The organism is Acidimicrobiia bacterium (assembly GCA_036271555.1).
Classification (GTDB): Bacteria; Actinomycetota; Acidimicrobiia; order IMCC26256; family PALSA-610; genus DATBAK01.
Window position 1 is genome coordinate 14,545 of the sequence record DATBAK010000054.1, and the last position, 23,716, is coordinate 38,260.

A 23,716-nucleotide genomic window follows, 5' to 3' on the forward strand; every position below is an offset into this window, starting at 1 on the left:
GTGGCCGGGCGACCCGCGCGGGTCCTCGACGCCGACGCGCACGTCATCGAGCCGGGCGGCACCTTCGGGCCCGCGCACCGCAGCGACCTGAACCCGATGGACCTGCCGGCGACGACGCCGTTCGTCGCGTGCGGCGGCGCGGACCTCACCGACCAGTGGGACCACGGCTTCGACGCGCCGTCGTACCTGCGGGCGATGGATCAGCAGGGCATCGACGCGGTCGTGCTGTATCCGTCGGTCGGGTTGTTCGTGCCGTACCAACCCGAGCTCGACGCGGCCGAGAACGACGACGCCTGCCGGCGCTACGACGACTGGGTCGCCTCGTACTGCGCGCACGAGCCGCGCCGGCTCGCGGCGTCGGGCATCGCGCCGCTCGCGGACCCGCCGCGCGCGGCCGCGGAGACGCGTCGCGCCGCGGAGCTCGGTCTCGTCGCGATGATGGCGCGCCCGAATCATCTCTACGGCCGCAACCTCGGCGACCGCGCCTACGACCCGTTCTACGACGCGCTCGAGGAGACGGGGCTCGTGCTCGCGGTGCACGAAGGACTCGGTCTGCGCGGCGACACGATCGGCCGCACGCGTTTCGACGGCTTCGCGCTGCGGCATGCACTCTCGCACCCGCTCGAGCAGATGGCCGCGATGGCGAGCCTCGTGCTCGAAGGCGCGCTCGAACGGCACCCGAATCTGCGGGTCGCGTTCCTCGAATCCGGGACCGGCTGGGTGCCGTACTGGCTCGCACGCCTCGACGACCACCGCGAGTGGATGGCCGAGAGCGAGACGAAGGACCTCTCGCTGTCGGCGTCGGAGTACTTCGCGCGCCAGTGCGTCGTGTCGAGCGATCCCGAGGACGCACTCGCGTCGTCGAGCGTGCGCGCACTCGGCGCCGACCACGTGATCTGGGCCAGCGACTTCCCGCACCCCGACGCGGAGTTTCCCGGCGCGGTGAGCGAGTTCGTCGACGCGCGCGCGGCCGAGCTCAGCGCCGACGAGCTCGACGCGGTCCTCTGGGGTACGCCCGTCGAGTTCTACCGACTGGACGCGCGCTTCACGACCACGGCGTGAGCTTCGTGAGGTAACCGAGCATCGCGTCGGTGGTCTCCTGCGGCCGTTCCTGCTGCGTCCAGTGCCCGCAATCGTGGATGAGCACGCGCTCGAGGTTCGGCACGCGCTCCTCCATGCCGACCGACATCGCCGGGCTCAGCACGATGTCGTTCTCGGCGCTGATCATGAGGCACGGCACCTCGATCTTGCGGTCCGCGAGATCGGCCATGAGCGCCCAGTTGCGATCCATGTTCCGGTAGTACTCGATCGGCGGTGTGAACGCGCCGAGCGGACGGAACGCCTCCTTGTAGACCTCGAGCACTTCCGGTGTGAACGCGCCGGGGTTCCGGTTCATCTCGTTCAGGAAGATCATCTCGACGAAGTCGTCGGCGCCGCGACCCCACGAGAACACCCACTCCGCGAGCCCCGGTTCCTGGAACTGGATGATGTAGATCGGCGTGTCGACGAAGATCTGCCGCATCAACTCGACCGGCGGGACCGGCGGGCGCGGGAGGTCGGGGGTGTTGACCCCGATCACGCCCGCGGTGAGCTCGGGGTACCGGCGCGCGAACTGCCACACGATGAGGCCGCCCCAGTCGTGGCCCGCGAGCACCGCGCGCTCGTGTCCGAGCGACCCGATGATCACCGCGAGACAGCCGTTCAGGAACTCGATGTCGTAGGCGACATCGGGCTTGTCGGAGCGGCCGTAGCCCGGCATGTCGGGCGCGACCACGTGGAAACCGGCCGCCGCGATCGCGTCGATCTGATGGCGCCACGAGAACGCGAGCTCCGGAAAGCCGTGGCAGAGCAGCACGAGCGGTCCCGTCCCCGCCTCGAGGCAGTAGAACCGGTGTCCCCCGGCAACCACGTAGCGTTCCCGCACCAAACGTACGCTACCGCCGGTGCTCTTCCCGACGGTCACGTTCGCGATCTTCTTCTCGATCGCGCTGCCGGCGAGCTGGCTGCTCATGCCCCGCGGAACCCGGTGGCGGCTCTTCATCATCGCCGCGAGCTACTTCTTCTACGGCTACTGGAATCCCAAGTTCGTGTTCCTCATCGTCGCGTCGACGGTCTGGAACCAGTTGTGGGGCACGGCGATCCACCGGCTGCGCGACGAGCGCGCGCGCCGCATCGCGCTCACGATCGCGATCGTCGGCGATCTCGGTTTGCTCGGCTACTTCAAGTACGCGCAGTTCTTCGAGGTCTCCGCGCGCAACGCGCTCGTCCACGCGGGCATCCACCTGAGCCCCGACGTCCTCCGGGTCACGCTTCCGATCGGCATCTCGTTCTTCACGTTCCAGGCGATGAGCTACGTCATCGACATCTACCGCCGGAACTTCGAGCCCGTCGGCTTCCTCGACTTCGCGGTCTACATCTCGTTCTTCCCGCACCTCATCGCGGGACCGATCGTGCGCGCGAGCGAGTTCCTCCCACAGCTGCGCGAGAAGAAGGACCCGCGCAAGGTCGACGCGGGCCGGGCGTTCTTCCTCATCATGTCGGGCCTCTTCAAGAAGGTGGTGCTGGCCAACTTCCTCGCGACAACGCTCGTCGACAAGGTCTTCACCCTGCCGGAGCTGCACAGCGGTCGCGAGATCCTCTTCGCGATCTACGGCTACGCGGTGCAGATCTACTGCGACTTCAGTGGCTACACCGACATCGCGATCGGACTCGCGCTGCTGCTCGGATTCCGGTTCCCGCAGAACTTCAACGCGCCCTATTCGGCGGAGTCGCTGCAGGATTTCTGGCGCCGCTGGCACATGACGCTGTCACGCTGGTTGCGCGACTACCTCTACATCCCACTCGGCGGTAATCGCGACGGCGAGTGGTCGACGTACCGCAACCTCATGCTCACGATGGTCATCGGCGGGTTGTGGCACGGCGCGGCGTGGACGTTCGTCGCGTGGGGCGCGATCCATGGCGGCGCGCTCACCTTCGAGCACATGCGCGCGAACCGACGCACGCGCCTCGGCATCGACCCGCCACCCGACACGATGCGAAGACGCATCGTGCGGCGCATCGTGACGTTCCACATCGTGTGCTTCGCCTGGGTCTTCTTCCGCGCCGACACGTTCCACACCGCAGGGGTGATCCTCACGCGCCTGTTCGTCGGGTGGACGAGCCCCGCGCCGCTGCTCACCGGCGGTGTGCTCCTCGCGATCGCGGTCGGCATCGGGATGCAATACGTACCGAGCAACGCGATCGAGCGGGCGCAGGTGATGTTCTCGCGACTCTCGCCCGTGCAGATGGGCGTCGCGATCGCGTTCGGACTCCTCCTCATCGACGCGATGGGGCCGCAGGGCGTCGCGCCCTTCATCTACTTCGCCTTCTGAGCCATGACGACGACGACCGATCCCGAACCGACGGAGCCGACAGAGCCGGCCGAGACGCCGAGCGACATCACACGCACGCGCCCGCCGACCGAGCGGCGCACCGCGCGCCGGCCCGTCCCCGCGGGCCACGCGATCCTCGCGATGCTCATCGCGTTCGCGGTCGGCACGCTCTTCAACGCGGACTCGATGCTGCAGACCGCGCAGACACAGCGACTCGGCACGTGGCGCCACCGCGTCGGCGTCGACATCATGAAGCCGGTCCACTCCGTCTCGTCGTTCCTGCGCCTCGATCGACCCCGCCGCGCGCTCGACAAGGAGCTCGGCAACGGCCCGCCGGCGATATCGAAGCAGGACGGCCGGCGCGCGTCCTCCGACCCGTTCGCGACGTCGCCGACCACCACGACCGTCGCGCACGGCCCGACGACGACCGCGAACGCGCATCGGTACCAGGCGCTCACGGTGTCGCGCGCGCACCCCGCGACGATCTTCGTCGCCGGCGACTCGCTGTCGTTCGAGTTCGGCACCTCGCTCTATCGGATCGCGGCGGGTGAGCACGTGTACAAGGCGGCGGGCAACGGGACCGTCGACTTCCGCGTGTCCTCGGGACTCACCCGTCCCGACTACTTCAACTGGCCCGCCGCGCTCGGGAACGACGTGCAGCGGTTCAACCCGCAGATCGTCGTGCTCATGCTCGGCAGCAACGACAACCAGACGATCGCCGCGCCGAACGGTCACACCTACGCGTTCGGCAGCGCCGGTTGGAAGACGGAGTACCACCGGCGGGTCGGCGCGGTCATGGATCAGCTGATCGCGGCCAACCGCTGGGTCGTCTACGTCGGCGTGCCGATCCTCGCGACGCGCGACGACCAGTGGCCGATCATCAACGAGGTGATCGAGCAGGAAGCCGCCAAGCGGAGCCGGGCGGTCTACATCGACAGCTTCACGCTGTTCCAGGATCCGAACGGCAAGTACACGCAGTACCTGCCGAACTCGAAGGGCCAGCTCGTCGAGGTCCGCACCGCCGACGGCATCCACTTCCAGCGCGCGGGCGGCGACCTTCTCGCCCGGCGCACGCTGCAGGTCATGGAGCGAACGATCGTCCACGTTTCGCGCAGGTAGCGTGGATTCGTTCCCACAGACCGGGCGGGTCGCTTCGCGGACCGCCTGAGCCGGGCGCCGAGGCGTCAGCCGAGGCCTCAGGAGCGGCGAGCGTCAGCGAGCGCGACCATGAGCAAATTTGCGGATCACATGAGCGATGCGGACGCGCTCATGTGGAACATCGAGAAGGACCCGGTGCTGCGGTCGACAATTGTCGCCGTAGGGCTGCTCGACCGCGCGCCCGACTTCGAGCGTCTGCGCCGCCGGCTCGCGCGGGCGAGCATCGCGATCCCGCGCCTGCGCCAGCGCGTGCTCTCACCGCCGCTGCGGTTGGGTCCGCCCCGCTGGGCGCACGAGCCCAACTTCGACCTCGACTTCCACCTCCGTCGCGTGCGCGCGGTGAAGCCCGGCGACCACCGCCAGCTGCTCGAGCTGGTCGCGCCGATCGCCCAGGCGAGCTTCGACCGCGCCCGCCCGCTGTGGGAGCTCACCATCGTCGAGGGCCTCGCCGGTCACCGGGCCGCGGCGGTCATGAAGGTGCACCACTCGGTGACCGACGGCGTCGGCGGCATCGACCTGCTGACCCAGGTCGTCGACCTCGAGCGCGACGCCGCGGAGCCCGCGCCCTTGCCCGAGCCCGACGCCGCGACATCGCTCGGCGCGCTCTCGTTGCTGCGCGATTCGCTGCAGCACAGCGCGCGCCGCGGTCTCGGCATCTCGCGACGCGTCCCGGCGATGCTCTCGCAGGCCGTCGTCGAGACGGCGCGCGACCCGCTGCGCGCCGCGGCCGGCGCGCTCGACACCGGCCGTTCGATCGGGCGCATGCTCGCACCCGCGACGGCACCGATGTCGGACGTGCTCGGCGAGCGCAGCCTCGGCCGCCGGCTCGACACGTTCGAGGTCCCTCTCGACGACCTGAAGCGCGCGGCCAAGGCGGTCGACGGCAGCGTGAACGACGCGTTCGTCGCCGCGGTCGTCGGCGGCCTCACGCGCTACCACTCGCACCACGGGTCGGCGATCGGCGAGCTCCGCATGACGCTGCCGATCAACCTGCGCACCGCCGAGCACGACTCGGGCGGCAACCAGTTCGCGCCGGCGCGCTTCCCGGTGCCCGCGTCGATCGAGGATCCTGCGCAGCGCATGCGCGCGATCGGCGCACTCGTACGGGGCTGGCGCGCGGAGCCCGCGCTGCGCATGACCTCGACGCTCGCGGGCGTGCTGAACCGCCTGCCGACCGCAACCTCGACCGCGCTGTTCGGCAGCATGCTCAAGTGCGTCGACTTCGTGACGTCGAACGTGCCCGGCGCGCCGATCCCGGTGTTCCTCGCGGGAGCCGAGGTCGACGGCTTCTACGCCTTCGCACCCCCGTCGGGCGCGGCGCTCAACGTCACGCTCGTCTCGCACTGTGATCGCTGCTGCATCGGGATCGTCACCGACACCGCCGCGGTCGCCGACCCCGACGTCCTCGTCGACTCGCTGCGCTCCGGGTTCGACGAGGTCTGTGCTCTTGGGTCGGGCTCGCACGCTTCGCCCTCCTCCACGCCTCCCTCGACGAGTCGGGCGGGCCGCACGGCGACCCGCCCGCCGTCGCAAGACCGTTCGACGCGTTCTGAATGAGACAGAACGAGGCACCGGTCGGGCGGCGGGTCTTCCTCGGGCTGCTCGGTGTCGGTGTCGCGGGAGTGCTCGTCGGCGCGCGGGTCGACGACTGGCTCGAGCGCACGCTCGGACCGGTCGAGGCGAGGGATCCGACGGGCCTCCTCTCGCTCCTGCCGATCGGTCGGTTCCGCATCTACTCGGTCGCGGCGAGCCTGCCGTCGCGCTCGCACGCCGACTACCGCCTGAAGGTCGGCGGTCTCGTCGAGCGGCCGCGAACGCTCACGTACGCGGACCTGCGCACGCGGCCCGCGACCTCGCTCACACGCGACTTCCAATGCGTCACGGGCTGGCGCGTGCACAACGTCGCGTGGACCGGCGTGAAGCTGCGCGACCTGCTCGACGACGCGGGCGTGAAGGCGAACGCGACCGCGGTGCGGTTCACGTCGTTCGACGGCGTCTACAGCGAGAGCCTCACGCTCGAGCAGGCCCGCCGCGACGACGTGCTCGTCGCGTACCGGCTCGAAGGATCCGACCTCTCGCGACAGCACGGCGGCCCGGTGCGGCTCGCGGTCACGCCGATGTACGGCTACAAGTCGCTGAAGTGGCTCGACACGATCGAGGTCACCGCCGACGTCGAACCCGGCTATTGGGAGCACCGCGGCTACGACGTGAACGGCTGGGTCGGCCATTCCAACGGCCGTTCGGACGATCCGACCGCATGATGGTCGCCGCTCCTGACGCCTCAGCCCCCACCTCGGACGGTCCGCGTCGCGACCCGTCCGCCCCTGCGGGAACGTGATGCCATCCGCCGAGATCGAGCGCTTCGACCGCGTCGAGCGGCTCGTGCACTGGACGACCGCCGCGCTCGTCGGTGTCCTCATCGCGACCGGCGCGTGCCTGTATCTCGGCGAGCTCGAGGCGATCGTCGGTCGGCGCGAGCTCGTGCGCACGATCCACGTGGTCGCGGGACTGAGCCTTCCGGTCCCGCTGATCCTCGGCCTGATCACGCGCGCGGGGCGCGCGCTCCGGCGCGACCTCGGCCGCCTCAATCGTTGGAGCATCGACGACAAGCGCTGGTGGCGGCGCGACGCGCGCGCGGGAGTCGAGCTCGGCAAGTTCAACCCAGGGCAGAAGCTGAACGCGACGTTCCTCGCCGCCGCGCTCGTGCTGATGATCATGAGCGGCTCGATCATGCGCTTCTTCGCGCCGTTCCCCGACTCGTGGCGCACCGGCGCGACCTCGGTGCACGACTGGTTCGCGCTCGGTATCGGCATCTCGGTGATCGGGCACATCATGTTCGCGACGCGCGACCCGATCGCGATGCGCGCGATGCGTTCGGGGCCGGTACCGGAGGTCTGGGCGCGCCAGCACCGCCCGCGCTGGCACGCCGAGGTGGTCGGCGTCGCGGACCTCGGGGACCGAGATGGCGATCAGCCCCGACGGGCGGGTCGCTGAGCGGCCCACCCGACTCGTCGCGTGAGGCGCCGAGGAGGGCGAAGCTTGCGAGCCCGACCAGAAAGGATCGCTAGCCTCGACCCGTGACCGACACGAGCACCGAGACCGCGATCAGCCTGCCGCCGGAGTTGCGGCCGTCGGACGGGCGCTTCGGGTCGGGGCCGTCGAAGGTGCGCCAGGACGCGATGGTCGCGCTCGCCGACGCCGCGCCGCGCTACATGGGCACGAGCCACCGGCGCCCCACCGTGCGCAACGTCGTCCGGCGCGTGCGCGACGGGATGTCCGCTCTGTTCGCGCTGCCCGACGGCTACGAGGTGTTGCTCGGCAACGGCGGCTCGACCCTGTTCTGGGACGCGGCCGCGTTCGGACTCGTCGAATGGCGCGCGCAGCACCTCGTGTGCGGCGAGTTCTCGTCGAAGTTCGCGGCAGTGACGCGCGCCGCGCCGCACCTCGAAGCTCCCGATGTGATCGAGAGCGCGCCCGGCGCCGCGCCCACGGCGCGCGCGAACGCCGACGTCGACGCGTACTGCTTCCCGCACAACGAGACGTCGACCGGCGTGATGTTGCCGGTCGCCCGTCCGAGCGACGACGGGCTCGTTCTCGTCGACGCGACCTCGGGCGCGGGTGGCCTGCGCGTCGATCCGCGTGCGTTCGACGTCTACTACTTCGCGCCGCAGAAGTGCTTCGCAGGCGATGCCGGCATCTGGATCGCGCTGTGCTCGCCCGCCGCGATCGAGCGGATCGAGCGCATCGCGTCGTCCGGCCGTTGGGTGCCGCCGAGCCTCGATCTCGGCATCGCGCTCGAGCAATCCCGGCTCGATCAGACGTACAACACCCCCGCGCTCGCGACGCTCTTCCTGCTCGCGGATCAGCTCGAGTGGATGCTCGCGCAGGGCGGCCTCGAATGGGCTGCCGGTCGCTGCGACCGCTCGGCGGCGACGATCTACGACTGGGCGGATGCCGGAGCGCTGACGACACCCTTCGTCACCGACCCTGCGCTCCGGAGCCGCGTGACGGCCACGATCGACTTCGACGGCGTCGACGCCGCGCAGATCGCGTCGACGCTGCGCACGAACGGCATCATCGACGTCGAGCCCTACCGCAAGCTCGGCCGCAACCAGCTACGCGTCGGCCTCTTCCCCGCGATCGAGCCCGACGACGTCGCCGTGCTCACGCGCGCGATCGACTACATCGCCGAGCGCCTCGCGGGTTGACGCCCGCGGCCGCCGGGGCGAGGCTGCTCGGGTGAGCGGCGCGCTCCCCGACGGATTGGTCGCAGTGGTCAAACGCGACTGCCCTACCTGCACGCTCGTCGCTCCTGTTCTGCGCGACCTCGCGGCGCGCGGCGCACTGCGCGTCTACACGCAGGACGACCCGTCGTTCCCGCCCGGCATCGACGCGTGTGACGACACCGAGCTCGAGGTGTCGTTCGCGCTCGCGATCGACACCGTGCCGACGCTGCTGCGCGTCGAGCGGGGTGCGGTCACGAATCGCACCGAGGGCTGGTCGCGCGCGCGGTGGGAGGCACTCACCGGCTTCGCGGGCCTCGGCCCCGACCTCCCCGACCTCCGACCCGGTTGCGGCTCGCGCACGCACGACCCCGACGTCGCCGACGCGCATGCGATCGCGACGATGGCGCCCCGGCTGCAGGCGCGTCCGGTCGAGCTCGGCGCCGCCGAGGACGACCAGGAAGCGATGTTCGCCCGGGGCTGGACCGACGGCCTTCCGGTCGTCCCGCCGACGGTCGCCCGCGTCGCGCGCATGCTCGCGGGCACGACGCGCGCGCCGGACGACATCGTCACGGTCGTGCCGCCCGACCTCGTCGAGTGCACGGTCGAGAAGGTCGCGATCAACGCGGTGCTCGCGGGCTGCCGACCCGAGTACCTGCCGGTGGTGCTGGCCGCGGTCGAGGCTGCGTGCACCGATCAGTTCAACGCGCACGGGCTGCTCGCGACGACGTGGTTCTCGGGCCCGCTCGTGATCGTCAACGGTCCGATCGCGCGCGCGATCGGGATGAACTCCGGCGGCAACGCGCTCGGTCAGGGCAACCGCGCGAACGCGACGATCGGACGCGCGCTGCAACTCGTCGTCCGCAACGTCGGCGGTGGCCGTCCCGGCGAAGTCGACCGCGCGACGCTCGGCAACCCCGGCAAGTACACGTTCTGCTTCGCCGAGGACGAGGCGGGTTCGCCGTGGGAGTCGCTCGCGGTCGAGCGCGGTATCGCGCGCGGACGCTCGGCCGTCACGCTGTTCGCTGCGGAAGGCGTGCGCGGCGTCGTCGACCAGCTGTCGCGTGAGCCCGAGTCGCTCGCGCGCAGCTTCGCGGCCTGCCTGCGCACCGTCGCGCACCCGAAGCTCGCGATGGTGTGGGACGCGGTGCTCGTCGTCTCACCCGAGCACGCACGCGTCTTTCGCGAGGCAGGCTGGTCGAAGGCGCGTCTGCGGGAGGCCCTGAGCGCCGAGCTCCTGCTCGCGGGCGACGACATCGTCGCGGGCGCGCACGGCATCGCCGAGGGACTGCCGGCCGGCTTCGCGGGAACGTCGATCCCGAAGTTCCGCGATGGCGGGCTGCTCATCGTCCACGCCGGTGGCACCGCGGGCATGTTCTCGGCCATCATCGGCGGGTGGGCGAGCGGCGCGGTCGGGAGTGAGCCAGTGACCCGGGAGGTCGGTACGTGACCACGACGACCGTCGCGTCCGACGCCCGCGTGCTGCTCGATCCCACGTCGGAACGGGCCCCGGCGGCGCGCGAGCGCGCGGCGCGGCCCGCGTCGATCGAGGGCGCGACCGTCGGCCTGCTCGACATCAGCAAGCCGCGCGGCAAGGTGTTCCTCGATCGCGTCGAGGAGCTGCTCGTCGCGCGCGGTCTGAAGGTCGAGCGCTACAGCAAGCCGACGTTCACGAAGCCTGCGCCCGCGGATCTACGGCACGAGATCGCGACGAAGTGCGACCTCGTGATCGAAGCACTCGCCGACTGAGGATCGTGCACGTCGTGCAGTGTGCACGACACCGTGAACCTCGAGGCCGCCGGTGTGCCGATGGTGTTCGTCGCGTCGACCGAGTTCGTCGCGGCCGCCGACGCGCAGTCGCGCGCGCTCGGCGCCGACCCCGCGCGTGTCTTCGTCGCGCATCCGATCCAGGATCGAACCGACGACGAGCTGCGCGCGCTGGCCGACGCCGCGATCGACGACCTCGTCGCCGCGCTGCGCTGATCCGGGTGCCGGGGTAACGCTCACTTCGACGCGTCGGCGATCGAGAACGCGCCGACGTTCGTGAAGCTCAGGCTCGTCACTCCCGACGCGCAGTCGCCGGTGGTCGGCGTCGCGTGCAGAACCACCTCGAGAGTCGCGCCGGCGTCGGCGCCACTCGTGATCACGCCATGGAGACTGAGCTCGTAGGGATCGTCGCGGTTGTTCGTCGACGCGAGGTGCGCGCGCTTCAAGATCGACACGAAGTGGTTCGACCAGTCGATCTCGAGCATCCCGAAGAACCGCTGTTGCTTGCCGGGTGGGCACGTCACCGACGACGCATCGAGCGCGCCGATCACCGTGGCGGCGGGCGCGGTGTCGGCGGCCTGACAACCCGACACCTGGAACGATTCGAAGTGCAGGTGCTGGGCCGCGGCGCCGGCAACGAGCCCGGGGCTGACCGTCGCGGACGCGGCGACGTCGTCGCAGCTCGCGTACGGGCCGCCGATCGTCATCGCGTTCGTGTTGTGCATCGTGATCGCGCCGACTCCGGCGCTGCAGTCACCGGTCTTGGGCACGAGGTCGAGGCGCACGCGCAGTGTCGCCCCCGTCTGGCTGCCACCGGTGACGCGACCGTCGAGCCGCACTTCGAACCGGTCGTCGGGATTGCCGGTCGACGCGACGCGGGCGGCCCGGAGGTACGAGGTCGCGCCGTTGTTCCAGTCGATCTGCAAGGAGCCGCGCAGCCGGTCGGTCGGCGCGAGCGGACACGAAGCGGACGGGCTCGTCAGCGTTCCCGTTGCGGTCGCGGCCGCGCCGCCGACGTGGTCGCACTTCGAGACGCGGAACGTGTGCAGGTGGAGCTCGACGGGGCCGGCCGTCGCCTGCCACTTCGGCGTGAGCTGCGCCGCGCCGACGACCGACTTGCAGCGGGTCGGCGGGTTCGCAACCGATCCCGCGGGCGCGGCCGCGAGCGCCAACGCCGCGGTCGCCAGCATCGCCACGAGCCCGGTCCTCGCCACCCGCCCGGTGTTCGATGGTCGGGCTCGCACGCTTCGCCCTCCTCGTCGCCTCAACCGTCGCGTCCTACGCGAGCGAGCGTAGGGACCACCACGCTAAGTGGCGTCGGAGCGTGAGGCCAAACCGGTCAGGCGGCGGCGACGACTCCGGCGGCGGTGAGACGAGCCGCGCCCGGAAACGGCCAGAGCGGCCCGACGAGCAGCAGCGACTCGCGGGTCGCGCGCGCGACGAACGGTTCGAGCCACGCGTTCGCGGCCGCAACGTCGACGTGGCCGCCCGAGTGCGGCACGGTCGCGAGCTGGAGCGGGTTCAGCGCGAGGTGTCCGAGGAGCACCGCGTGCGCGCCGCCGGACTCGACATGGACGACCGCGTGTCCGGGCGAGTGTCCACCGGTGCGCTCGAAGCGAACGGCGTCTGTGAACGAGTGTTCGTCGTCGACACCGTCGACGACACCGTGAGCGATGAGCGCGCGCAACGCGTCGAGGCCGCCGACCGCGTCCTGTTCCTCCAACCACGCGAGCTCCGCGCGGGTCAGCACGACGCGCGCGTTCGGGAACAGCGGTCCCCACGCACCGTCGGGCTCGACCGCGGCGGCCATGCCGATCCCGTCGAGATGGGTGAGCACGACGGCATCGACGCGCTCGGGCGCGAAGCCCGCGGCGCGCATCGCGGCGAGGAACGCGTCCTGGTGCGCGATCGCCTCGGGCCCGGTGCGGAGGAACGGATCGGCCGCGCCGCAGGGATCGACGAGCAGCACGCGTCCCTCCGACTCGATGACCCACCCGACCTGGCCGACGAGCGCCCGACCGGCTTCGTCCACCCACGCCGGCCGGGCCCATGCGTGCGCATCGATCTGCGCGGGCGTCACGCTCACGACCGCGGGATCGAGCGCGATGTCGAAGTACGGGACGCGCGTGAGGTTTGCCGAGCCGATCTCGAACCGTGCGACGTCGTTCACGGCCGACCAGTGTGCCCGCGATCAGGAGGCGGGGTCGGCGAGATATCCGCGCCCGACCGCGTCGGCGACGAGATCGCGCGCGGTCGCCCACAACGCCGCCGATCCGGACGCGATCGACTCGTTGACCGCGAGCACTTGGTCCGCGGTGACGTCGTGCTCACGCCAGGTCGCGCCACCCGAAGCATGGTTCAGCATGAGCGGCTGCAACCGGTCGAGTGCGCGGGCGAAGCGAGCGTCGGCACTCTCGCCCACCTCGTACTCCAACCAGAGGTCTTGCAGCTCGCGTCCCTGCTCGCCCGGCAGCAGCCCGAACAGCCGCTGCGCGGCACGCGCCTCGGCTTCCTGCTTCGCGGCGCGCCCTTCGACGTCGTAGAGGAACGTGTCGCCGGCGTCGATCTCGACGAGGTCGTGCAGCACGAGCATCGCGAGCACGCGCAGCCGATCGACGGGCTCGTCGGCGTGCTCCATGAGCACGAGCGCCATCAGCGCGAGATGCCACGAGTGCTCGGCGGAGTTCTCACGCCGCGACCCGTCGACGAGGTAGCTACGGCGCTCGACGTGCTTCAGCCGATCGGCTTCGAGCACGAAGCGCAGTTGCGAGATGAGGCGATCGTCCATGGTCCGATTCTGTCCCGTCGGTCCGTGGGCGCGGAGGTGCGCGCCGCCGGGACGCGCGGTCAGACTGTCGCCATGCTGCTGCTGCACGAGCTCCACACCGTCATCGGTCCGAAGGAAGACGAGTTCGAGGCCGCCTATCGCGACGGCTGGCTCCCCAAGCTCGCCGAGTCCGACGACGCCCGCCTCCTCTGGTTCCTGTTCCTCGCGCACGGAACCGGACGCGCGTACCAGATCACGACGATCACCGGATTGCGCGACGGCGCCGCGTACGAACGACTCGCGCAGCGCGTGCAGACCGGCGACCTGCGTTCGTGGGCGGCCGACCTCGACCAGTGCCGGCACGAGGTGAAGGGCAAGCTCCTGATGTTCGCGGAGTGGTCGCCGATCCAGGAGTTCGACCTCACGACCGTGCCGACCGACGGGCGCGAGCACGACCAGACGCTCTACATGGAAGACAGCGCGTGGCCGTACGAGGGCATGCTCGACGACTACCTCGAAGCCGCGCACTCGCACTACGCGCCGAGCCTCGAGCACCGCACCGAGCGGTCGCTCATCCAACTCGACGCGGTGTTCCAAGCCGCGCTCGGCGCGCCCCGTCGCCGTGAGGTGATCCTCTGGCAGAAGGTGCTGTGGCCCGAGCGGCTCCCGATGCTCTTCACCAAGGATCTCCCGAAGGACATGAAGGCGAAGGGCACGTGGATGAACGACGCGCTCAAGGTGCGCGACGACTGGGAGAGCCGCCTCCTGCGGACCGCTACCTGGTCCCCGCTCGATTAGCCGGCGGATGAACCGGTGAGTGCGGGCGCGAGCTCGCGCCACACGGCCGACGGCAGGTCGTAATCGGCCTGCAACACCTGGATGCACACGTGGTTCGCGCCCGCGGCGCGCTGCGCGTCGACGCGCGTCTTGATCGCGTCGACGTCGCCCCACGCGACGATCGCGTCGACGAGCCGGTCGCTACCGGGCGCCGCGACGTCGTCCTCGGTGAAGCCGAGTCGCAACAGGTTGTTCGTGTAGTTCGGGAGGCCGAGGTAGATCGCGAGGTGCTGGCGCGCGATCGCGCGCGCCACGGCCGCGTCGGTCTCGAGCACGACCGCCTGCTCGGTGGCGACGAGCGCATGGGGACCGACCGCCTCGCGCGCGACCGCGCTGTGCTCGGGCGGCACGAGGTACGGGTGCACCCCGGTCGTGCGATCGCGCGCGAGCTTCAACATGCGCGGGCCGAGCGCCGCGAGCGCACGCGATTCCTTCGGCAACGACGGCGACGCGGCGTCGAGCCCGTCGAGGTACTCGACCATCACGGAGTACGGCTTCGTCCACTTCCCAGGCTCGGACTGATCGATGAGCGCGGCGTGGCTCACGCCGAGGCCGAAGAGCGCGCGCGCCTGCCACTCGGCCGACCATGATCCGCGCCGCGTCGCAATCTCGTCGGGCGTGTGCATCCACACGTTGAGGATGCCGGTCGCGACCGCGGCACGAGGCGCCGCGCCGAGCAGGTGCTCCATCGCTGCGAGCACGTCGCCACCGACGTCGGGGATCCAGAGCGCCGAGTACCCGAGCGCGTCGAGCTCCGCGGCCGCGTCCGCAATCGCGCCCTCGTCGCCGTAGCGAAGCTGGCCCGCCCACACGCCGGTTCCCGAGAGGTTCACCCGTCGACGTTACCCAGGCTGCCCTCGTACGCGCAGCCGCAGCTGGGGCGCCCATGCGAGCGACTCGCGATCTACGGCTCGGGCTGGCACGTCGGGCACCAGTAGGTGACGCGCTCGTCGTCGCGACCACCACGACGGACGATGCGGGTGCGGCAGCGCGGGCAGAGCCGACCGGCCTTGCCGTAGACCGCGAGCCCGCCTTGGTACGTGACGCGTCGCTTCGTGCCGAGGTTCGCGCGCAGTTGGCGGTGCGCGGTCGCGTACATGCGCCGGCGGGTCGCGTCGGCGAGCGCGCCGATCGGCGTGAACGGCCATACCTTCTCGGCCCAGCAGACCTCCGACTTGTACACGTTGCCGATGCCCGCCGCGACCCGCTGGTCGAGCAGCACGAGCGCGAGCTCGGTCGCGGGATCGAGGCGCGCGACGCGCGCGAGCACGGCGTCGAGATCGGGCGCGTCGAGACAGAGGTCGGGACCGAGCGCGGCGATTGCGTTCGCCGCGTGGGTGACGTCGCGCGCGTTCTCCGTCCGCAGCTCGACGAGCGGTGCCGCGAAGCACACCGCGGTCGTGCCGCCCTCGACCTCGAGCACGACGCGCGCGGTGTGCGCGGGCCGCCGCCAGCGCTCACCCGGCGCGTACACCTGCCACGCGCCGGTCAGCTGCATGTGCGTGTGCAGCACGTGACCGTCGTCGAAGTGGATCAGCAGGTGCTTGCCCTGCGCGACGACCTCGGTCACGGTCGCTCCGGGTTCGACGCCCCGCCGACCGCGCGGGTCGCGCCGGACCTCGACCTTCACGACGCGCTTCCCCGCGAGTGCGCCGCGCAACTGCGCCGCGGCGCGATGGATCGTGTCGCCCTCAGGCATTCAGCGCCACAGCGCGCGAGCGAAGCGAGCGGCGTCCCCTCGGCTGCTCCCATCCCGCGTCATGGAGGACGAGCTTGCAAGCCCGACCATCAGTTGACGAGCCGTTCGCGGCCTTCCCAGTACGGCGCGCGCAGCTTGAACTTTTGGAGCTTGCCGGTCGCGGTGCGCGCGAGCTCCGTGCGGAACTCGATCGCCGTGGGGCACTTGTAGTGCGCGAGTCGCTCGCGGCAGTGCTCGATGATCTCGACCTCGGTGACCGTCGCGTCGGGCGCGACGACCACCAAGGCGATCACCGTCTCGCCCCACTTCTCGTGCGGCACGCCGAGCACGCACACCTCGGCGACCGCGGGGTGCGAGAAGATGCAGTCCTCGACCTCGATCGACGACACGTTCTCGCCGCCCGAGATGATCACGTCCTTCTTGCGGTCGGAGATCGAGAGGTAGCCGTCGTCGTCGAGGCTGCCGCCGTCGCCGGTGTGGAACCAGCCGGCGCGCAACGCGTCGGCCGACGCCTCGGGCTGCTCCCAATAGCCCCGCATGACGACGTTGCTCGCAGCCAGCACCTCACCCTCGTCGTCGACGCTCAGCCGCGTGCCCAACGTCGGCGCGCCGGCGCGCCCGAGACGCGCGGCGCGCTCGTTCGGCGCGAGCGCGTCGTACTCCGCGCGCCCGCGGTTCATCGTGAGCAACGGTGCGGTCTCGGTGAGTCCGTAGATCTGGATGAACTCCCACCCGAGCTCGGTCTCCACCCGCTCGATCGTGCGCGTCGGCGGCGGCGCGCCGGCGACGATGATGCGCGTCCGGCCGCGACCCGGGGTCTCGCCGTCCCACGTCGACGCGGCGTCGAGGATCGCGGCGACGACCGCGGGCGCGCCGTTCAACAGCGTGACGCCCTCGCGGTCGATGCGCCGGAGGATCTCCGCGCCGTCGACCTTGCGGATCACGATGTGGCGCCCGCCCATGCCCGTCACCGCGTACGGCATGCCCCAGCCGTTGCAGTGGAACATCGGGAGCGTGTGGAGGTACACATCCCGGTCGTTGACGCCGGCCTGCCAGCCGAAGATCGTCGCGTTGAGCCAGAGCGTGCGGTGCGGCAGCTCGACGCCCTTCGGCCGCGCGGTCGTCCCGCTCGTGTAGTTGATCGTCGCGGTCGCATCCTCGTCGGCGTCCCACGGCTCGGGGTCGCAGTCGTCGCGGTAGAGATCCCGATCGGACTGCGCGCCGAGCACCATGCGCTGCTTCGCGGTGACGCCGCGCAGCGTGTCGTCGAGCTCGGGGTCGACGAGCAGGATCTCCGCGCCCGAGTGCTCGATGATGTAGCCGATCTCGTCGGCGTTGAGACGGAAGTTGATCGGCACGAGGATGCGACCCCAACCGCTCACGCCCCAGAACGCGGTCATGAGCCGCGCGGAGTTGTGCGAGACGATCGCGACACGCGCGCCGCGGTCGAGTCCCATGGCGTCGAGCGCCGCGGCCTGGGCGCGGGCGCGGCGGGCCATCTCCGCGTACGTGATGCTCCCCCACGACTCCGCGGGCTGGTCGGGCTCGTCGACGAGCGCCACGCGCGCGCCGTAGACCTGCTCGGCGCGATCGAGGAAGTCGTTGACGGTGAGCGGTACGCGCACGAAAGCCTCCTGCTCTCAGCTCACGTTGGCCGCACACGTCGCGGCGCGGCTCGCGAGACCCGACGTGCGGCGCCACTCGCGCAGCGCGTTGCGGTCCAGACCGTTGGTCAGGTACACGAACGAGAGACCGGTCCCGGGATCGGCCCACGCGATCTGGCCGCCCGCGCCGTTGTGACCGAACGCCGACGCCGACACCGTGTGCCCCATGCCACGCGCCGCGCTCTGACCGTCGTCGCCCGCGACCACGAGCCCGAGCGTGCGGTTCGCGGCGACGCCGAGCTCGTTCGGGAAGCGATTGAGCACCTCACTCGTGCCACTGCGCAGCACGTCGTGGTCCCACAGCCCACCCGAGTCGTGCAGCAGTGCTTGGTAGAAGCGCGCGAGGTCGGCCGCACTCGAGACCGCGCCGCCGCCGGGCACGCCGAGCTCGAGGTTCGCGGGCTCGTTGAAGCCGAGCAGGACCTCCTCGGTCACCTCGGTGACGGGAAGCTCGCGTGCGCCGATCGCGGCCTGGAGCTCGTCGGGCGGCGCAGGCTCGCCGCAACCCACGATGGTCGCGATGGCGCTCGGCTCGCCGCGCACGCCGAGCTCGAGTCGTCGCAATCCGAGCGCTTCGAGGATCCGGACGCGTACGAACTCGCGGTAATCGACACCCGCGATCCGCTCGATCAGCTCCGCGAGCACCCAGTGCGCGGCGGTCGGGTGGTACTCGAACGCCGTGCCGGGCTCGAAGGTCAGGCGCCACTTCGCGAAGCGCGCGAGCCTCGCCTCGCGCGTGTACCAGTCGGGCGGACCGAGCGGCGCGTGCGGGAAGCCGCTCGTGTGCGTGAGCAGTTGCTCGACGGTGACGACGTCCTTCCCGAACGTGGCGAACTCCGGGACGATGTCGGCGACGCGCGCCGAGGTCTGCAACCGGTCGTCGCCGATCAGCAGCCAGACCGCGCTCGCGACGATCGCCTTCGTGCACGAGAAGATCACGTAGCGCGAGTCGGAGGTCGCGTCGCCGAGCGTCTCCTCGAGCACGATCTCGCCGTTGAAGCCGAGGGCGAGCTGGCACGACGGCAACAACCCCGAATCGATCTCACGATGCGCCCGGTCGACCAGCGCATGCATCGCCTGCTCGTCGAGCGTCCGCACCGGACTCGTGCTCATCGGCGACCTCCAGGAACGCGGAGGCTAGCGCCGGTCGGGGTCGTTGATCCTCGGCCGCGGCCGCCTTACCCTCGAAGGGAGCGGAGCGACCGGGGGACGTTGCCGTGGAGCGCGGATCGAGGCTTGCAATGTCGGCGGCCGGCACGGGCGCGCGGATCTGCCTCGCGGGCGCGCTCGGCGCGGCCGTGCTCGTCGGCACACTGCTGCTCGCGGCCGCGCCCGCGGGCGCGTCGCTCACGGGCGCGTGCCAGGCATCGGGCACCCTCGTGAGCGCGGGCACGCCGACGCGGACGTACGACCCGAAGACCGTCGACAAGGCCACGATCCCGCGCACGGGCGACGTGCGCTGGCGGGTGGCGGTCGGCGCGTCCGGGGACCGCGCCGCGAACGGCGAGGTGGGGATCAAGTTCCCGCCGCCGATCGGCGTCGTCACGCTGGGCGAGTGGGGCAAGAACGGGAAGAAGGTCGGACGCTCCGCCAACTCGGGCATGTACCACTACGACCTGCCGTCGCTCCTTGCGGGCATCAAGGTGCCGGTGAGCGGTGAGCACCACGAGGCCGGCATCGACTGCGCGGGACAGGTCGTCGTGCAGATCAAGGGCCGCAGCCCGCTGGTGTGGGTGTCGCTCGCGCTCACGCTCGTCACCGTGCTGAACCTCGCGCTCGTGATGCGGGCGAAGCCGAGGTATCTCAAGTGAAGGCGCGCGGCCGGCCGATCCTGGGCGCGGTGAACGGGCTCTTCCTCGGCCTGTTCGTCTCGCTCGACCTGCTGTTCTTCGGCGTGATCCGCCTCGACAGCGTCGTGATCACGATCGTCGTGGTCGCGGGCATCGTCTCCGGCTTCGCGCTCGGCTGGTGGGGCCCACTCGCCCGCCGAGATCGCAACTGAGCGTTCCCGCGGGTTCCCGTGGTACTGCGTTACGTCGCTATATGGCGACAACGCAGTACCACTGAGCCCGCGCTACCGCTGGCGGCGCGGTGAGTTCGGTCGCGGCTCGGCGGACGGCGGCGGGGTCACGACCGGCGGGTCGATCGCCGCCGGCGGCTTCGTGTCGACCGGCGGTGCGGGCGCCTCGACCGCGGCGACCTCGGCACCGTCGCCCGTGCCCGGCGCTTCGCCGTCGCTCGGTCCCGACGAGCCGAACCCGTTGCCGCTGCCGTTCCCACTGTTGCGCAACGTGCGCATCAACGTCGCCGCGAGCCCGTCGAGCGAACCGCCACCGCCGGTCACGAGCACCTCGGGGACGATCGTGATGTGGCCGTCGGCGACCGCGTTGGCGACGGCGACGAGCGCGGTCGCGGTCTCGCCGACCGCGGCCTTCTGCGCCTTGAAGCCCTCGGCGCGCGCGAGACCGAGCGCCTCGGTCGCCTTCGCCTGCGCGATACCGATCGCTTCGACCTTCGTCGCCTCCGCGCGTCCGGTCAGCTCGACGTACGCGGCTTCACCTTGCGCCTGCGCCTCGCGTGACGCGGCCTCGTTCCTGCGGATGTCGATCGAGACCTGCGACTGTGCGAGCTGCGCCTGCATGTCGGCGGTGCCCTTCGCCTTCTCCATCTCGACGCGAGCGGTCTGCGCGCGTTCCTCCTCCGCGAAGGTCGCCTTCTCCTGGTTCGCGATCTCGCGCTGGGTCAGCACGGTCACGAGCTCGGGCGGGAACACGACGTCCTGGATGTAGACGCCCTTCGTCTCGACGTCGTACAAACCGAGGTATTGCGTCACCGCGGTGAGCGCGGCCTGCTGCACCTGCATGCGGGTCTCGATGAAGCGCACGGCCTCGAGGTCCTGCAGCGTGTTGCGGAAGTGGTTGCCGACGGCCGACTGCAACACCTCGTTCACGAGGTTCAGCATCGTGCCGACCATCGAGATGACCTTCGGTGCCTTCGTGTCGGGCACGTGGATCTGCACCTGCAGCTCGATGCGGAACACGAAGCCCTCACGACTCTTGCCCTCGATCGGCGAGAGGTTCGCGTCGAGGCTGTGCGCCTGCGACACCGTGTCCGACCAGTTGAGCGTGAGGATCGACGTCGGAACGATCTCGGCCGCGTAGCAACGCGGGTTGATCGGGTACTTGCCGGTGCGCAGCGGCTCCTGCCAAATGCCGCGGTGACCGGGGAGCACGATCGATCCGAACTTGAACTCGGTGCCCGACGTGTCGTTCGTCGGCAGACCGACGTACGCCTTGACGACCGCGACCTCGCCCTGGTTCACGACGAGCATCGGTACGAGCTCGACCTGCACGAGGAACGGATTGAGCAGGTACGCGCCGTAGAGCAGCGGGTCGTGCTGCAGACCGATGCGCCCGCCGGCCTCGAGGAACGATTGGAAGTCCTGGTAGTTGTTGTGCAGGTTGTTCTTGCTGCCGAGCAGCATCTCGATGACTTCTTGGTCGCTGATCGCGGCCTCGCCGTGCTCCATCTGCAAGACGTCCTGGTAGCCGCCGAGCCGGCTCGCGATGTCGCCCGACTGCAGCGGCGGGCCGTCGAGCGCGGTGACGACACCGATCATGTCCTGCGGCCCGACCGGGGCGATCACGACCACTTGCAGCTGTTGCGCGGTGAGGCCGAACGCGTCGCACGTGAGCACGCCGCCCGCGGCGCGCGCGCGATGCACGAGCTCGGGCGACACCGTGAGCCCGTAGACCTGGCTCGACGTGATGACGATGAAGCCGACCGGGTGGATCGGCACGAGCGTGCCCGGCGGGAGCACCGGCCGCTGCACGCCCTTCTGCCCGCCGCCCTGCACGAACGTCTCGAGGTTCGAGAAGTTCTCGAACTGCGGTTGGTACACACCGCTCTTCGCGCCGATCGGCAGCGGCGCGCCGACCTGGGCGATCACCACCGCGATCTGGCCCGCCGGGACCTGCACCCACGGGAACTTCTTCACGCTGTAGACCGGCCAGAACTTGAAGCGCAGGCCCGGCATCAGCAGCTCGGCCTGGTAGCCCGCCTCGCCCCGGAAGGCGATCGGGCTGTCGTCCTTGAGCTTGCGAACCGCCACCCGCTTCGAGACCAGCCCCACCTCCGTCGGCCCGATCTGGTTGATCGACTGGTACAGAACGATCAGGACGATGACCCCGACGACGACCCCGATGACGATTCCCACGCTGCACGCTCCTGTCGGTCCCTCTTGTCGGAGCCTACGTCCGGAACGCCCGGAAAATGCCCGTTCTGGTCGGTTCCGCCGGCTCCCGGCCTGCGCGCCTCAGGGCGTGAACGACGTACGCAGGAAGATGGCGACCCGGGCGATGCGGCCGTCGGGAGCGAGGTCGAAGACGAGCGCCTCCGGCGTCTCGCGGCGCGTGCCGTTCATCGTCACGGTCTCGCTGAGCTCGGCGACCACGAGCGCGTCACCCGCGGCGACGACGCGATCGACGCGCATCACGTAGCCGTCGAGCGCCTCGATCGTCGCGCGCAGGAACGGCACGTACGCATCGACGCCGTCGTAGTCGTCGCCGTACGGGCCGAGCCGCTCGACGTCGGGAGTGAGGCACTCGGCGAGCGCGTCCCACTCCCCGCGCGCCATCGCGTCGAGGTAGCGGCGTACGGTCGTCACTCCGTCCATGCGCCCATGCTGCACCGAAACGATGCGAGCGGGCGACAATGACCGCGTGGACCGGCGCGAGTTCCTCGCGAAGCTGGGACGGGTCGCGGTCGCGTCGGCGGCGGTGCCGTTGCTCGACGCGTGTCACGGCAGCAGTCGCGCGTCGAGCCCGTCGTCGCGCGCGACGACGACCATCGGCCGTACGACGACGACCGTTCCGCCCGACCTCGACGACCTCGCGCGCAGTCTGCACGGGACGCTCGTGCGTCCGAGCGATCCGAGCTACGCGGTCGCGGCGCGGCTCGCGAACCCCGCGTTCGACACGCTGCACCCCGCCGCGGTCGCGCGCTGCACGAGCGCGCAGGATGTCGGCGCGTGCGTCGACTGGGCGCGCGCGACCGGCTCACCGATCACCGCGCGCGGCGGCGGCCACAGCTACGGCGGCTACTCGTCGGGTTCGGGGCTCGTCGTCGATCTCGGCGCGATGCGCGCGATCGCGTACGACTCCGGCTCGAAGCGCGCGACCGTCGGCGCGGGCGCGCAGTTGATCGACGTCGACCTCGCGCTCGCGGGTCAGGGCGTCGCGATCCCCGCGGGCTCGTGCCCGACGGTCGGCATCGCGGGCCTCGCACTCGGCGGCGGGATGGGGTTGACGGGTCGCGCGTTCGGGCTCACGTGCGACAACGTCGTCGGGCTCGATGTCGTGCTCGCCGACGGCCGCCGACTGCACTGCGACGCGACGCACGAACCCGGCCTCTTTTGGGCGCTGCGCGGCGGAGGCGGCGGCAACTTCGCGATCGTCACCGCCTTCACGTTCCGCACGCACGCGGTGAGCGACGTCACGATCTACAAGCTCACGTGGTCGTGGTCGCTCGCGGGCAAGACGCTCGCGGCGTGGATGGACTGGGTGCCGAGCCTGCCCGACGAGCTGTTCAGCGCGTGCTTGCTGAGCGGCGCGCCCGGCACGGGTCCGAGCATCTCGGTGTCGGGACTCTTGGTCGGACCCGAATCGATGCTCGACCCGCTGCTCGCACCGCTCGTCGCCGCGATCGGCGCGCCGGCGACGCGCTTCGAGCGCGCGCACACCTACGGCGACGAGGCGATGATCGCCGCGGGCTGTCAGGGACTCACCCAGGACGCGTGTCATTTCGCGGGCTCGTGGCCGGGCGGAACGCTGGCGCGCTCCGCGTTCATCGCGAAATCGGACTACTTCACGAAGCCGATGGACACGAGCGCGATCGCCGCGTTGACGAGCGCGATCGGGCGCCGCACGACCGACTCACGCCTCCAAGGCGGTGCCGCGCACTTCGACGCGTACGGCGGCGCGATCAACCGCGTGGCTCCGGAGGCGACCGCGTTCGTCCACCGCAACGTGCTGTGCTCCGCGCAGTACAGCGGCACCTTCGACCCGAACGCGCCGGCGGACGATCTCGCGGCGAATCGCGCGTGGCTCGACGGGCTGTGGAATGCGTTGCGACCCGCGGCGTCCGGCGCCGCGTATCAGAACTACATCGACCCGACGCTCACCGACTGGCAGCAGGCGTACTACGGCGCGAACTACGACCGGCTCGTCGAG

Annotated in this window: 23 protein-coding genes; 13 read left to right on the plus strand and 10 right to left on the minus strand. The window is 70.7% G+C overall.

The window, feature by feature from the left end:
* Positions 1 to 1,062 (plus strand): amidohydrolase family protein, encoded by a 1,062-nt coding sequence (locus VH914_13385; protein ID HEX4492195.1) that lies wholly within the window; start codon positions 1 to 3, stop codon positions 1,060 to 1,062.
* On the opposite strand, the gene VH914_13390 is transcribed toward VH914_13385, so the two are convergent.
* Positions 1,046 to 1,924 (minus strand): alpha/beta hydrolase, encoded by an 879-nt coding sequence (locus VH914_13390; protein ID HEX4492196.1) that lies wholly within the window; start codon positions 1,922 to 1,924, stop codon positions 1,046 to 1,048. The genes VH914_13385 and VH914_13390 overlap by 17 nt on opposite strands.
* 19 nt (positions 1,925 to 1,943) lie before the next feature.
* On the opposite strand from VH914_13390, the gene VH914_13395 reads away from it, so the two are divergent.
* The 8 genes from VH914_13395 to VH914_13430 all read left to right on the plus strand — a co-directional run bounded on the left by VH914_13395 (position 1,944) and on the right by VH914_13430 (position 10,735).
* Positions 1,944 to 3,371, plus strand: a complete 1,428-nt coding sequence (locus VH914_13395; protein HEX4492197.1) for an MBOAT family protein — start codon at positions 1,944 to 1,946, stop codon at positions 3,369 to 3,371.
* A gap of 3 nt (positions 3,372 to 3,374) precedes the next feature.
* On the plus strand, positions 3,375 to 4,490 hold the full coding sequence (locus VH914_13400) for a DUF459 domain-containing protein (GenBank protein ID HEX4492198.1): 1,116 nt from the start codon (positions 3,375 to 3,377) through the stop codon (positions 4,488 to 4,490).
* Between the two features lie 129 nt (positions 4,491 to 4,619).
* Entirely contained in the window at positions 4,620 to 6,086 is a 1,467-nt protein-coding gene (locus VH914_13405; protein ID HEX4492199.1) for a wax ester/triacylglycerol synthase family O-acyltransferase, read from the plus strand.
* Positions 6,083 to 6,790 (plus strand): molybdopterin-dependent oxidoreductase, encoded by a 708-nt coding sequence (locus VH914_13410; GenBank protein ID HEX4492200.1) that lies wholly within the window; start codon positions 6,083 to 6,085, stop codon positions 6,788 to 6,790. Before VH914_13405 ends, VH914_13410 begins: the two co-directional genes overlap by 4 nt.
* A gap of 76 nt (positions 6,791 to 6,866) precedes the next feature.
* Positions 6,867 to 7,523 (plus strand): cytochrome b/b6 domain-containing protein, encoded by a 657-nt coding sequence (locus VH914_13415; protein HEX4492201.1) that lies wholly within the window; start codon positions 6,867 to 6,869, stop codon positions 7,521 to 7,523.
* A gap of 83 nt (positions 7,524 to 7,606) precedes the next feature.
* On the plus strand, positions 7,607 to 8,737 hold the full coding sequence (gene serC, locus VH914_13420; protein ID HEX4492202.1) for a phosphoserine transaminase: 1,131 nt from the start codon (positions 7,607 to 7,609) through the stop codon (positions 8,735 to 8,737).
* A 31-nt stretch (positions 8,738 to 8,768) separates the two neighbouring features.
* Complete coding sequence (locus tag VH914_13425) at positions 8,769 to 10,202, plus strand: thioredoxin (protein ID HEX4492203.1); 1,434 nt, start codon at positions 8,769 to 8,771, stop codon at positions 10,200 to 10,202.
* 29 nt (positions 10,203 to 10,231) lie between these two features.
* Complete coding sequence (locus VH914_13430; GenBank protein ID HEX4492204.1) at positions 10,232 to 10,735, plus strand: UGSC family (seleno)protein; 504 nt, start codon at positions 10,232 to 10,234, stop codon at positions 10,733 to 10,735.
* Positions 10,736 to 10,755: 20 nt separating this feature from the next.
* On the opposite strand, the gene VH914_13435 is transcribed toward VH914_13430, so the two are convergent.
* The 3 genes from VH914_13435 to VH914_13445 all read right to left on the minus strand — a co-directional run bounded on the left by VH914_13435 (position 10,756) and on the right by VH914_13445 (position 13,307).
* Positions 10,756 to 11,715, minus strand: a complete 960-nt coding sequence (locus VH914_13435) for a hypothetical protein (protein ID HEX4492205.1) — start codon at positions 11,713 to 11,715, stop codon at positions 10,756 to 10,758.
* Positions 11,716 to 11,858: 143 nt separating this feature from the next.
* The gene (locus VH914_13440; protein HEX4492206.1) at positions 11,859 to 12,689 is read right to left on the minus strand and encodes a hypothetical protein; all 831 of its coding nucleotides are present in this window, start codon (positions 12,687 to 12,689) and stop codon (positions 11,859 to 11,861) included.
* Between the two features lie 21 nt (positions 12,690 to 12,710).
* A complete protein-coding gene (locus tag VH914_13445; protein HEX4492207.1) occupies positions 12,711 to 13,307 on the minus strand; it encodes an HD domain-containing protein in 597 nt (198 codons plus the stop codon).
* A gap of 72 nt (positions 13,308 to 13,379) precedes the next feature.
* Here VH914_13445 and VH914_13450 point away from each other — a divergent pair, with 72 nt between their 5' ends.
* Complete coding sequence (locus VH914_13450; protein ID HEX4492208.1) at positions 13,380 to 14,084, plus strand: hypothetical protein; 705 nt, start codon at positions 13,380 to 13,382, stop codon at positions 14,082 to 14,084.
* Here the strand turns inward: VH914_13450 and VH914_13455 are convergent.
* From VH914_13455 to VH914_13470, 4 genes are all read right to left on the minus strand, one after another.
* Entirely contained in the window at positions 14,081 to 14,956 is an 876-nt protein-coding gene (locus tag VH914_13455; GenBank protein HEX4492209.1) for a TIGR03620 family F420-dependent LLM class oxidoreductase, read from the minus strand. The genes VH914_13450 and VH914_13455 overlap by 4 nt on opposite strands.
* Positions 14,957 to 15,027: 71 nt before the next feature.
* The gene (locus VH914_13460) at positions 15,028 to 15,822 is read right to left on the minus strand and encodes a DNA-formamidopyrimidine glycosylase family protein (GenBank protein ID HEX4492210.1); all 795 of its coding nucleotides are present in this window, start codon (positions 15,820 to 15,822) and stop codon (positions 15,028 to 15,030) included.
* Between the two features lie 89 nt (positions 15,823 to 15,911).
* Positions 15,912 to 17,447 (minus strand): AMP-binding protein, encoded by a 1,536-nt coding sequence (locus VH914_13465; protein ID HEX4492211.1) that lies wholly within the window; start codon positions 17,445 to 17,447, stop codon positions 15,912 to 15,914.
* 15 nt (positions 17,448 to 17,462) lie between these two features.
* Positions 17,463 to 18,599 (minus strand): serine hydrolase domain-containing protein, encoded by a 1,137-nt coding sequence (locus VH914_13470; protein HEX4492212.1) that lies wholly within the window; start codon positions 18,597 to 18,599, stop codon positions 17,463 to 17,465.
* Positions 18,600 to 18,727: 128 nt separating this feature from the next.
* Here VH914_13470 and VH914_13475 point away from each other — a divergent pair, with 128 nt between their 5' ends.
* Entirely contained in the window at positions 18,728 to 19,297 is a 570-nt protein-coding gene (locus VH914_13475) for a hypothetical protein (protein HEX4492213.1), read from the plus strand.
* A complete protein-coding gene (locus VH914_13480) occupies positions 19,294 to 19,488 on the plus strand; it encodes a hypothetical protein (protein HEX4492214.1) in 195 nt (64 codons plus the stop codon). The genes VH914_13475 and VH914_13480 overlap by 4 nt, the downstream gene beginning before the upstream one ends.
* A 72-nt stretch (positions 19,489 to 19,560) precedes the next feature.
* On the opposite strand, the gene VH914_13485 is transcribed toward VH914_13480, so the two are convergent.
* Together VH914_13485 and VH914_13490 are read right to left on the minus strand one after the other, a co-directional pair.
* Positions 19,561 to 21,702, minus strand: coding sequence for an SPFH domain-containing protein (locus VH914_13485; protein ID HEX4492215.1), 2,142 nt, complete (start codon positions 21,700 to 21,702; stop codon positions 19,561 to 19,563).
* A 99-nt stretch (positions 21,703 to 21,801) separates the two neighbouring features.
* On the minus strand, positions 21,802 to 22,161 hold the full coding sequence (locus VH914_13490) for a nuclear transport factor 2 family protein (protein ID HEX4492216.1): 360 nt from the start codon (positions 22,159 to 22,161) through the stop codon (positions 21,802 to 21,804).
* Between the two features lie 46 nt (positions 22,162 to 22,207).
* Between VH914_13490 and VH914_13495 the strand changes: the two genes are divergently transcribed.
* The coding region (locus tag VH914_13495; GenBank protein HEX4492217.1) for an FAD-binding protein at positions 22,208 to 23,716 on the plus strand (1,509 nt) is incomplete at its 3' end.

Excerpts from the sequence above, each read along its gene's own strand:
- VH914_13400 (HEX4492198.1), top strand. The coding sequence starts at position 3,375 with ATGACGACGACGACCGATCCCGAACCGACGGAGCCGACAGAGCCGGCC.
- VH914_13405 (HEX4492199.1), top strand. The coding sequence starts at position 4,620 with ATGAGCGATGCGGACGCGCTCATGTGGAACATCGAGAAGGACCCGGTG.
- VH914_13410 (HEX4492200.1), top strand. The coding sequence starts at position 6,083 with ATGAGACAGAACGAGGCACCGGTCGGGCGGCGGGTCTTCCTCGGGCTG.
- VH914_13415 (HEX4492201.1), top strand. The coding sequence starts at position 6,867 with ATGCCATCCGCCGAGATCGAGCGCTTCGACCGCGTCGAGCGGCTCGTG.
- VH914_13445 (HEX4492207.1), bottom strand. The coding sequence starts at position 13,307 with ATGGACGATCGCCTCATCTCGCAACTGCGCTTCGTGCTCGAAGCCGAT.
- VH914_13450 (HEX4492208.1), top strand. The coding sequence starts at position 13,380 with ATGCTGCTGCTGCACGAGCTCCACACCGTCATCGGTCCGAAGGAAGAC.
- VH914_13460 (HEX4492210.1), bottom strand. The coding sequence starts at position 15,822 with ATGCCTGAGGGCGACACGATCCATCGCGCCGCGGCGCAGTTGCGCGGC.
- VH914_13470 (HEX4492212.1), bottom strand. The coding sequence starts at position 18,599 with ATGAGCACGAGTCCGGTGCGGACGCTCGACGAGCAGGCGATGCATGCG.
- VH914_13475 (HEX4492213.1), top strand. The coding sequence starts at position 18,728 with ATGTCGGCGGCCGGCACGGGCGCGCGGATCTGCCTCGCGGGCGCGCTC.
- VH914_13490 (HEX4492216.1), bottom strand. The coding sequence starts at position 22,161 with ATGGACGGAGTGACGACCGTACGCCGCTACCTCGACGCGATGGCGCGC.